Origin of the sequence: Bradyrhizobium algeriense, from assembly GCF_003062295.1 — a bacterium.
GTDB lineage: Bacteria > Pseudomonadota > Alphaproteobacteria > Rhizobiales > Xanthobacteraceae > Bradyrhizobium > Bradyrhizobium algeriense.
Window position 1 is genome coordinate 184,986 of sequence record NZ_PYCN01000012.1, and the last position, 10,979, is coordinate 195,964.

Annotated in this window: 11 protein-coding genes; all 11 read left to right on the forward strand. The window is 58.5% G+C overall.

Annotated features, from left to right (window positions below; translation table 11 throughout):
• The first annotated feature begins 3 nt into the window (after window positions 1-3).
• Window positions 4-1,206 carry a CpaE/TadZ family protein gene (locus tag C7G61_RS23250; protein WP_244608429.1) on the forward strand — a complete coding sequence of 401 codons (1,203 nt, stop codon included), beginning with the start codon at window positions 4-6 and terminating at the stop codon, window positions 1,204-1,206.
• Window positions 1,203-2,603, forward strand: a complete 1,401-nt coding sequence (locus C7G61_RS23255; RefSeq protein ID WP_108518790.1) for a TadA family conjugal transfer-associated ATPase — start codon at window positions 1,203-1,205, stop codon at window positions 2,601-2,603. The genes C7G61_RS23250 and C7G61_RS23255 overlap by 4 nt, the downstream gene beginning before the upstream one ends.
• Window positions 2,603-3,532 carry a type II secretion system F family protein gene (locus C7G61_RS23260; protein WP_108518792.1) on the forward strand — a complete coding sequence of 310 codons (930 nt, stop codon included), beginning with the start codon at window positions 2,603-2,605 and terminating at the stop codon, window positions 3,530-3,532. The genes C7G61_RS23255 and C7G61_RS23260 overlap by 1 nt, the downstream gene beginning before the upstream one ends.
• A complete protein-coding gene (locus C7G61_RS23265; protein WP_108518794.1) occupies window positions 3,529-4,440 on the forward strand; it encodes a type II secretion system F family protein in 912 nt (303 codons plus the stop codon). Before C7G61_RS23260 ends, C7G61_RS23265 begins: the two co-directional genes overlap by 4 nt.
• A 3-nt stretch (window positions 4,441-4,443) precedes the next feature.
• Window positions 4,444-5,088 (forward strand): methyltransferase family protein, encoded by a 645-nt coding sequence (locus C7G61_RS23270; protein ID WP_108518796.1) that lies wholly within the window; start codon window positions 4,444-4,446, stop codon window positions 5,086-5,088.
• 24 nt (window positions 5,089-5,112) lie between these two features.
• Window positions 5,113-5,613, forward strand: coding sequence for a hypothetical protein (locus C7G61_RS23275; protein WP_108518858.1), 501 nt, complete (start codon window positions 5,113-5,115; stop codon window positions 5,611-5,613).
• Between the two features lie 8 nt (window positions 5,614-5,621).
• Entirely contained in the window at window positions 5,622-6,986 is a 1,365-nt protein-coding gene (locus C7G61_RS23280) for a pilus assembly protein TadG-related protein (protein WP_108518798.1), read from the forward strand.
• Window positions 6,986-7,408 carry a TadE/TadG family type IV pilus assembly protein gene (locus C7G61_RS23285; RefSeq protein WP_244608430.1) on the forward strand — a complete coding sequence of 141 codons (423 nt, stop codon included), beginning with the start codon at window positions 6,986-6,988 and terminating at the stop codon, window positions 7,406-7,408. The genes C7G61_RS23280 and C7G61_RS23285 overlap by 1 nt, the downstream gene beginning before the upstream one ends.
• Before the next feature lie 444 nt (window positions 7,409-7,852).
• On the forward strand, window positions 7,853-9,514 hold the full coding sequence (locus C7G61_RS23290) for a type II and III secretion system protein family protein (RefSeq protein WP_108518802.1): 1,662 nt from the start codon (window positions 7,853-7,855) through the stop codon (window positions 9,512-9,514).
• Between the two features lie 11 nt (window positions 9,515-9,525).
• Entirely contained in the window at window positions 9,526-9,924 is a 399-nt protein-coding gene (locus tag C7G61_RS23295; RefSeq protein ID WP_108518804.1) for a hypothetical protein, read from the forward strand.
• A gap of 238 nt (window positions 9,925-10,162) precedes the next feature.
• Window positions 10,163-10,612, forward strand: coding sequence for a tetratricopeptide repeat protein (locus C7G61_RS23300; protein WP_244608431.1), 450 nt, complete (start codon window positions 10,163-10,165; stop codon window positions 10,610-10,612).
• Window positions 10,613-10,979 lie beyond the last annotated feature (367 nt).

A 10,979-nucleotide genomic window follows, 5' to 3' on the forward strand; every position in this document is an offset into this window, starting at 1 on the left:
GTGGTGAACGTTAACATGGCAGTAGTCAGTCCGCATCAAGAACCTGCGTCTGTTGTAACGCGCGACCGTATCGTCTGTTTCGTAAATGACGAGCTTAGTGCTGCCGCTCTGCGTAAGGGCCTCGACGGCAGCAACTTGTCGATCGGGCGTGGCACGATCCGCAATGCCATACGGATGCTCGAAACCGACACCGATCTATCCGCGTTGGTGGCGGACATCAGCGGAGTCGAGGATCCATTTACCGAACTGGAAAGGTTGGCCGGCGTCTGCCCACCCGATGTCCGGGTGGCTCTGATTGGTGAGAGCAGAGAGATCACCTTCTACCGCGAGCTCATGGAGCTCGGCTTGACCGAGTACCTGCCGAGGCCGCTCACGCGGGATATGGTGCTGGACCAGCTGCGACCGAAGCTACTCGGCGACGTAGCGCCCGGTCAAATCGATCGTGGCGGGCATGTGATCTCGATCTGCGGTGCGCAGGGGGGCGCCGGAGCAACGAGTATCGCCATCAATATCGCACTGCAACTGGCCGAAACCACCAAAGCCAAGGTTGCACTGCTCGACCTCCATCTGCAAGGCGGTGAAACGGCAGTGATGTTGGGGGTTCAGCCTGGGCCAGGCTTGCGCATCGCTCTGGAAAACCCCATGCGGGCGGACACGCTGTTCCTCGAGCGCGCGGCAATTGAGGTCAACGAGCGGGTTTGCCTGATCTCCGCCGATGAGGAGCTGGATGCGCAGCTGGACATCACTGAAGCGGGAGTGAGACACGTGCTGGGGCTGCTCCGTCAACGATTCAATTACATCGTTGTCGATGTACCGGTCCCGTTTCCGCCATCGATCCATCCGGTGATCACGCTCTCTCGTCACGTGCTGGTGCTGCTGGAAGCCGAGGTGACCGGACTTCGCAATGCCCATGCACTCCGCACCGCCGTCACCAACATCGCCGGCAAAGATCGCGTCTTCACCTTGCTCAACCGTGCCAATCGTGCCGGGGGACTTCCCAGGGCAACGATTGTCAAGGCCCTGGGCGCAGAACCGGACATGGTGATTCCCGATCTCGGGAAGGGGATGACCCAGGCGGTCAATCTCGGAATTCCAGCTCTAAAGCACGTATCAGGACTGCGGCGTCACCTTGCTCCGATTGTACGCGAGATCACGGGTGTCGGCGCCGAGCGGAAGGGACGGCTCAGGAGGCTGCTCGGGCTATGAAAAAGTTTGGTAGGCGCGAAGACGACACGCCAGCTCGTTTGCCTGCATTGACGCCAAGCTTGCCTGCGTCGACGCCGAGCTTGCTGGCATCTACGCCAAGCTTGCCTGCATCTACAAGGCGCGACGAACCTTCTACCCAGCGGCCAGTGATGCCAGCTTCGCTGCGCGAACGGGTCATCGAGCAGATCGAGCCGTCGGTGGCCGCAACTGTTTCGCGCGATGTTCTTCGGCGGCAGATCGAGGAAATCATCCACGGAATCGCCAACGAGGAACGGCTCGAACTGTCAGGTCGCGAGCAGTTTCAGCTAGCGGACGAGATAGCGGACGACATGACCGGCTACGGGCCGCTCCGCCCGCTTCTGCTGGATCAATCGATCAACGACATCATGGTCAATGGACCGAGTAACGTTTACGTCGAGCGAAGCGGCAAGCTGGAACGGATCGCGGTACGATTCCGCGACAATGATCACATCGCATCGGTGGCGCAGAAAATTGCTGCGCAAGTCGGGCGCCGAGTTGACGAATCCAGTCCGATGGTGGATTGCCGCTTGCCGGACGGCAGCCGGGTCAACATCATCTTCCCGCCGCTGGCGATCCACAGCCCCTGCATATCCATCCGAAAATTTCCAAGTCGCCGTCTGGACATGGCCGGGATGATCCAGAACGGCTCGGTGACCGCGGCTATGGGAGAATTGCTGGAGATTGCCGCCCGATCCCGGCTCAATGTTCTGGTCTCTGGCGGTACTGGCTCCGGCAAGACGACGCTGTTGAACGCCATGAGCCAATTCATCGATCACAGTGAGCGCATTGTCACCATCGAGGATGCAGCAGAGTTACAGCTTCAACAGCCGCACGTGATCAGCCTGGAGACCCGTCCTCCCAGCCTCGAAGGCACGGGGCAGGTGACACAACGCGATCTGGTGTGGAATGCGCTGCGGATGCGTCCTGACCGGATCGTCGTAGGCGAGGTGCGCGGCGCTGAAGCGTTTGACATGCTGCAGGCGATGAACACCGGCCATGATGGTTCGATCTCCACGGTGCATGCCAACAGCGCCCGCGACGCAATGACCCGTATTGAAAACATGGTGCAGATGGGACAGCCAAATCTGCCGCTGCGGGCGATCAGGTCTCAGATCGTCGCTGCGCTGGATCTCATTGTGCAAGTAGAGCGCATGCGGGATGGACAGCGTCGCGTTATCCAGATTTGCGAGGTGATCGGGCTGGAAGGCGAGGTGATCACCACCAATGACATCGCGGCGTTCGAGTACGAACACGAGGATGTTCACGGTCGGATATCGGGCACCTACAGGTCCACCAACGCAGTCCCAAAATTCAAGAGCCGTCTTGCCTATTATGGGCTTGATCGAGCCTGGGCTGAGGCTATGAGGCAGCTATAATGCCGGAGTTTTTGACCACCATTGACCTGGTGCTGCTGGTATGCGCAGCAGCCACGACGTTGTGGCTCGACGCACGACAACGACGCATCGATCGTCAGGTAGCGATAGCTCTCCCAATTTCAGAGTCGGCGAACCTGCCCTCCATTCGTCGGTTGGAGGCCGGGTCCCGCTGGCAGTTTCTCTTCCGCATGGTCAGTTACAAGTCTGGGACAGCTTACGCTTGGCACCCCGCGTATGTGCTATTTGCCGGTGTGATCGCAGCAGCCGCAATCCTTTATGCCAATAGCGTGCTGAAATTTTCCAACTTCTACGCGTATCCGGCGGCTGCAATCGTAGCGATCATGACGGTGCGAGGTCTGTTTGGATGGCAGCGGCAGCGTCTCGCCAGTCAACTTTTTCGACAGCTGCCCGACACGATCCAGCTGGTGACAAGTACTGTTCGATCCGGGTTACCCGTGACCGAAGCATTTCGCACCATTGCTCGCGAGATGCCGCAACCAACAGCTGGGCAGTTTGCCATCGTATGCAGCGAAGTGAGCATGGGGAGACCTCCAGAGGAGGCTGTCGAAGCTGTTTATCGGCGAACCCAAGTGACCGAGTATGGGATCTTTGCGGTCACACTTGCAGTCCAGCTGAAGTCAGGTGGCAGTTTGACCGAAACCTTGCAAACACTGGGAGATACTGTGAGGCAGCGTGTTGCGCTGGCTGCTCGCGCGAAGGCTCTGGCCGGAGAGGTGATCTTTTCCTCACGCGCGCTTTCAGTGTCGCCCGTCATTGTCGGTGGATTACTATACTTGATCAATCCGCTAACAGTCGATCTGCTGATCTATGATCCGACGGGAAACAAGCTCCTGGCTTACGCAGCAGCCTCGGTGATTGTCGGGACCCTTGTGATACGTTGGATGGTCAGAAGGGAAACAGAGCTATGACCTTTGGTCTCAGTTTGGTGGCCCTCGCCATAGCACTTGCGACTGCGACCTTCGTGTTGATCATCCACGAACTACACATTCGTGCGTTGAACGTACGGGTGTCAAACGCCGTGTTGGGTGTTCCTGGCCGGTCAGCGCCCCTCCAGGACATGACCGGTTGGCTTTCGTCGCTCGGCACGCGGTATCGGCGCTTTTACTCTGCGGAAAATCTGGACCAGCTCCGAACGATCGTTCAATCGTCGGGTTTGAATCCTCATCGAACCTTGTCGATCTGGATCGGTGTCAAAACTGTCAGCATGGTCTTATTCCCGATCATTGCCTTGTTTGTTGCACAGCTTCTTGGGAAGCCGCTGACCGATGTGCTGATCTTCAGTCTCATTGGCGTGGTGACCGGAATTATGGGGCCGCGGTTGATCCTGTTGGTGCTGAGACGGCGATTCAATGCCGGCATTCGGCAAGGCACGCCGGATATGATCGACTTGCTTGTTGTCTGCAGCGAAGCGGGAATGGGTCTGGAGAGCGCGCTGGAACGAGTAGCGCAAGAAATGAACCAGACCAATCCTGCCATGGCCCGGGTTTTGTACGGCCTTCTTGATGATCTCCGGATATTGCCAAATCGCAGCGAGGCATTCGAGAAATTGGGATTGACGTCAGAAGGACTTCGCCGGTTCGGCACCATGGTCAGCCAAAGCATGCAATACGGAACGCCATTGAGTCAGGCTCTGCGCAGTATCGCCATCGACCTCCGGCGGGAACGTATTACCAACCTGGAGGAAAGAGCGCACAAGCTGGGCGCCAAGCTGACTATTCCGATGGTGTTGTTCATGCTTCCAGCCATGTTCATCATTTTGGGTGGAAGTCCGTTTCTGCACCTCGTGCGTACATTCTCGAGCATCGGGGGGAAGTAAGCCATGAGCACGGTGACCCTGTCGAAAAACTCGTCTTACGAGTGGATGATGCAGCTGCTCGGCAGCATGTGGTTCATGTTGCTGGGACTCTGCGTCGCCATCAGAATTGGGTCATTCACCGATCCCTGGGCATCGCTTCTGTCAAGTTTTTGCCTTGCCGTCTTTTACATGCTCCTGGCGGTGTTGATCATGACCAGGTCACCGGCAAAGGCGCATGCGGATGGGCTGCTGCCTAGAATAGCTGCATTCGTCGGCAGCTATATGCCATGGACGATCTCCTTCTTCGGCAAAACCGACCAGGCGTTGCCAAACTTGCTGTCCACCGCTTGCGTGCTGATCGGCATGATCATGATGCTTGTCACCATCCGACACCTGGGGCGGTCGTTCAGCTTGGTGCCACAGGCGCGTTCAGTGGTGCAAAGCGGTCCCTATCGATGGATCAAGCACCCGCTCTACTTCGCAGAGGAAATCGTGATCCTGGGTGTAGTGCTGCAATACCTGACACCGGTAACGGTGCTCATACTGGTCCTGCATATCGGCGTTCAGGTATGCCGAATTCTTTACGAAGAAGATCTGCTTCGGCGCACTTGCCCAGAATATTCCAGCTACGAAGCATCGCGTTGGAGATTGATTCCTTATGTTTGGTGAGCGGCTATGCGTGGCCGAATTGTCATGGACATCGTTCAAATTGCTCGTGCTCGGGATCGGCATCCGGGCGTGGTAAGTGTCCGTCGAGGCGGGCGCGCGAGCCATCGAAAGTCTTTCATCGCAGATCAACGCGGCGCTGTCGCGTTTGAGACAATGTTCGTCTACGCTATCTTGGTGGCGTTTGTGCTTATGCCGCTCGCCGACGTTGCCAACGCGGGCTTCCGGTTTATCTCCGCGTGGGCGGCGTTGCGCTCCTTCGGGCAATACATCCAGTACAATAATCCGCCCGACCCGGCGAACCCAGGGACCTGGAAGTCAGGGCTGCAGACGACGGTCGCAGGGTATACCATCGGCAACATCCAGGTCATGTGCGGAAGCACTGCGTGCTCCTCAGGCAACCTTACTCTGATCCCCAAGTACTTCACATTCACGACGACTGTCACTTTGGCCCCGATTGTGTTGAGACCGGTGCTGTGTCCCAGCAGTTGTTCGTACACGCTGGCTTTCTCAGAACGCTTCCAGTAGGTGTTTTCATGCGTAATCTGCTCCGTTCCCGACGAGGCTCGGCCGCATTCGCAACAGTCATCGCCCTCGTGCCGCTCGTCGGAGCGGTTGCACTCGGGGGCGAGGCCGGATCGTGGTACGTTACCAGGCTGCATGCGCAGAACGCCGCCGACGCGGCGGCTTACGCGGGCGCCTTGCGGCTTGCATGCACGATTGCTGGTGCGACCTGCGATACATCAGTGGATTATCAGGCCAAGCAATTCGCGGCACAGAACGCGTTCTGCAACTTAGGCGACACCGCCTATCCAGGCACCAACTGTGCGACCAGCCTCCCGAGCCGAATCTCGCGGACCGTGCAAATCGATATCGGCAACTACAATGCGGACACGTTCACAGCTGCAGGCAACGGTAATGCCGTTCGCGCCAGGGTCAGCCAGCAACAGCCGGCCTACTTGGCGGCAGTGCTGGGTTTGACCACCGTCAACATCCCCGCCCAAGCCATTGCTCTGGTCGAGAAGCCAAGCAAAGTGTGCGGCTTGGCGCTTGGACCTGATCCGAACGGTGGGGGAGCGCTTAAACTTGGCGGTAACGTCAGCAACAACGGATCGGGTTGCCCGCTGGCGTCGGATGCTAGTGTGCAATTTGCCAGCACTCCATCTTTCAACGGTTCGGGATGGGCCGTCTTTGGTGCGACTGGCTGTAGTCCAGCCAGCACCTGCGCTAGTCCCGGCGTAACGCACAACTACTTTATGCCTCCTGCGCTGGATCCACTTCAGGGACTCAACACTGCGTCCTTCAACACAAGGACCGGCAATACCCAAAGCAATGCTACAAAGGTGACATGCCCCGCCACCAACCCCCTCACCGGACTACCATACCCCAACGGCAGCAAGTGTTATGACCTGCCGCCCAACGACAACGGCGGCGCGTATAACGGGAATTTTAGCTGGAGCGGCCAAGACTATGTGACGTTTACTGCGCCAGGAACATATTTTTTCTATAATGCATCCGTGAATATCACCGGCGCAACCGTAACGGGCGTCGGTGTTAATATCGTGCTGCTCGGAAATTCGAGCCTCACGATCAATGGCGGCAATATTAATCTCTCCGCCCTCGAGAACAACACGACATATCCTGCTCTGAATGGGGTTCTGATTGACGATCAAACGAGTGCGAACGTCAACATCGGCGGCAACGGCGTGATCAAGCTCGCGGGCGCGATGTACTTTCCCAAAGCAGATGTGTCGTTCGGCGGGACGGTTCAACCCAACAATACGACCTGCTCACAGGTGATCGCCAAGACCTTGACCATGACCGGTAGCGCTTACTTGAGCACGGATGGATGTGTTCCGGCCACCATCGCTTACACCCAAATTGTCGCTTTGGTGCAGTGATGAGAAAGCTCGATCAGCGCGGTGTCGCGGCGTTCGAATTGGTCCTTGTCTTCGTGCCGCTTTTCACATTGATGTTCGCCATCATCGATCTAGCACGCTATGCGATCACCATGCAGTCCTTGCGGACGCTCGCGAGCGCAGAAGCCCGGCAGATGATGATCAAATGCTACACACCCGCGGTAACGGGTCTCGTACCTAACACATCGCCCTCCAGTTGCACCTCTGCCTACCTGACTGACACGCAGAAGCAGCTTGCTGCCCCTTTCCTATATAGGAATGGTAGTTCCTCGCCGACAGTTAGCACCACTGCGGGAGCCGCTGCACTGACCGTGACAGCCTCTCAGGCCGGCTTCGGCATGCTGATGCCGATATGGGGCACATCACTGAACGCGCCGAGCGCGTCCACCCAGATTCCCTTCTAGTGGGCATCATCCTGCAGCGCGCCTGGATTGCGGTAAGCGATGGAGGGGGGTCTCGGTTGACTGAACAGATCTTCCTCGTCGGTAAGGGAGCTTCTGCCGAGGTTGGGCTGCCAAGAGGGAGCGCAAATTATATGCTTGCAAGCATGCATAGGAACTGGTGCTCGCTGGCAACATTGGAAAGTTTTCAGTGGCTTGCGTCAGCCCAGTAAAGGTCTGGCCTTGCCAACGATGCACGTGAGGGATGATGATCTTTGCGACGCACTCGTGACCGGCGGGAGACCCGGAAGTGTTCTCTCTGGGGCCAGAGCGCGCCAGGAATACGAAGTAACGATTTATAGTGGGACAGATAGTAGCCTCTGCGACGTGGTTCGCGAAGGAGAGTTGTTAAGACGCCGAGTCCGTACATTTACGGGCACAGAATAAATCGCGGCGAGGGGGATTCGAATGAGGGGCGGTCGCGTTTCGAGTGGCGCAGGAGGGAGGCTTATCGCCTTCAGCGTGATAGCTCTTGGCGCTGCGCTTGCTTCGTTTGGTTCCGCTGACCGCGCGGGGGCGGCAGATCGGCGGGGCTCCTCCAGCGGCGTCTTCGTCAGTGAAATGAACGACGTCCAGCGGGTCAAGGTGACCCTCAACAAGTCACGCACCTTCAGGGTCAATACGGCCTTTTCGACGATTGTGGCGGGCTCGCCTGACATCGTCGACGTGAAGTCGCTGAGCGATCATCTGATCTACATCCAGGGCAAGCAGACCGGCACCACCAACGTCATCCTGTTCGACTCGTCGATGAAGCAGATCGGCATCCTCGATGTCGAGGTGGCGATCGATACCGGCAATCTGCAGCAGAACATCCAGTCCAGTACGGGCACGCGCGGCATTCGCGTCTCCTCCGGGGAGGGCCAGGTGGTGTTGAGCGGAACCGCAGCGGACGCGGTCGCCGCCGAGCGAGCCATGGCGATTGCCACCGGCATGGTCGCGAAGGGCGGCACCGTCGTCAACGCCATGAACGTGGCTGGACCTCAGCAGGTCATGCTGGAGGTGCGCTTCCTGGAGGTCGCTCGTACTGCCGGGCGTGACCTGGGTGTCAATCTCTTTGTCGCCAATGCAAACGGCACGAACGTGGGTAATACAGGCCTCGGCGCACCAGGGGTCATCGGGCGGGCCCCCATCGGCGGTATTAATACGATCAGGAGGACGCCCATCAGCGGGGAAGCTACTGCTGTTCAATTGCCGAGCAGTACTTCGGTTGGGGGTAATCCTGCAGGCAGCCTTCCGCTGCTTGGTACGGCCGCCACGCTGGCAAGCGGCGCGGCGCCGTACGGCGCATTGCTCACAAGCATTCTCAGGCTCAACAACGGCATGTCGATTGACAGCCTGGTGACGGCGCTGGAGACCAAGGGCGTATTGCGCCGCCTGGCCGAGCCGAACCTGATGGCGCTGTCGGGCGATGCGGCGCGCTTCCTGGCCGGCGGTGAATTTCCGGTGCCGATACCCAGCACGACTGGGACCGGTTTTCCCACCATTTCGATCGAATACAAGAAGTTCGGTGTTGAGCTGGCCTTCGTGCCCACCGTTCTCTCGCGTGGCGTGATCAACCTTCGGGTCGAGCCCTCGGTCAGTGAGCTTGATTTCTCCAATGCGATTACGATAGCGGGGACGACAGTTCCATCATTGACCCGCCGCGACGCCCGCACCACGGTCGAGTTGCGCGACGGCCAGAGCTTTGCCATCGCCGGCCTGCTGCAAACCCGCAACCGGCAGGACGTCTCGCAAGTGCCCTGGATCGGTTCGGTGCCGGTGCTCGGGACGCTGTTCCGCAGTTCGTCCTACCAGCAGGAGGAGACCGATCTGGTGATCATCGTCACGCCGCGCCTAGTCGCGCCCGCAGTACCTGGTCAGCGATTGGCGTCGCCGCTAGATTCGCGCCTACCGGCCAACGATGTCGACTTCTTCCTCAACGGGCAGATGGAAGTCCGCAAGCGTTACAACGACTACGTCAATTCCGGTGGCGAGGTCAAAGGACCCTATGGTCACATCATCGCTCCCGAACTCAGGCAGCCGGTACCGGCCGTCGTTTCGGATCAACCAGCCATCAAGACGTTGAACTGAGGGAGAGAGAGATGACGGTTAGATGCCTGGCTATACTCTCTCCGCTTCTGTTGAGCGGCTGCTACGGGCTTTACGGTCACGACGAAGTAGACCGTTACTTTCAGCGTTCCGACACCATCACGATGACCGCTGGCGATGCCAAACAGGTAAACGCCGTCACCCATACAATCCATCCATGGCCGCGAAACGTCGGTAATCGCAGGATCGCGTACGACGCCCGGCGCGTGGGCGCCGCCGTGACGCGCTATGGCAACACGAAACAGCCGGTGGATCAGCTTCCCGACATTGGCGAAGCGACGAGACAGATGGGCGTGCGGACTACCCCAACCCAGAACATCAACGTAGAAGGATTGGGGGCTGGAGCAGCTAGTGGCGTATCGGTGCCGGTCGGTGTGGGAGCGGATAGGTGAGGGAGCCAAAGGGTCGCAGCCTCGAAGCGAGAGCGCGTTTAGCCGCCCTCGGACCAATTTCGTGTAATTCTTTTGGTCGTTCTGGTGGGATTGATTGCGGTATTCGGCCAGATGCATTGACGCTGGGGCGGTGGCTGCGGGGTAGAGAGAGATGCGACGTCTGTTTCTGGCGCTGACCTGTTGCTGGCTGGGGACAGGCCTTGCGGCGTGTGACCACACGTTGAGGGAAGCCGCAATCGTGGCCCCTGTGGATCCGCCGGGCGGGGACCCCATACAGGAACCGACCGACGTCAAATACTACCCTTCGGACGAGCCCGTGCGGTTGGGGCTGGAGCATTTCAACCGCGGCGCTTACGGGATCGCCCAGCGTTATTTCAAGGACGCCGTCGAGAAATCGCCGAAGGACGTAACGGCCTGGATCGGTCTCGCAGCGAGCTACGATCGGATACGTCGCTTTGATCTTGCCGATCAGGCTTATGCGCAGGCGATCCGGCTGGGCGGCGAAACCGTTCAGGTCCTGAATGACCAGGGATATTCATACATGCTGCGCGGCAATCTGACTGCGGCGCGGCGAAAGTTTGAGAAGGCTTATTCGCTCGATCCGGGCAACCCGGTGATCGCCAATAACCTCGAGCTTCTCAATGGCAGCCGGCGGTTCATTGAAAGGCCACCGAATAATCAGCCATAAGCAGCCCGTATCAATCTCAGGATTTTCGGCATCTTCGCGAAGCCACATAATGTTGGGCACGTTCGTCGCGATCGATGGGTTTCAGTTCTTCGGGCTTGCGCTTCCGCTTCCGATCTTCCTGCTCGCCTGCCTTGGGCTCATCGCAACAACCGCATGGCTTCTTCGAGCTGGTTGGACGAATTGCCGCGCGCACAAAATCCCTGACCCGCCACTGCGGTCCGCTCTGAACAGGCACAGGATCTAGATTAGCGTTTTCTTGGTTCGAATCATATCAGGCGGCGTCGGCGAGTTTGTAGGTCCACGTGTGGATGACCGGATGGCGATTGACGTCGTCGATACCGGCCATGATGCGCTCCTTGAGTTCGTG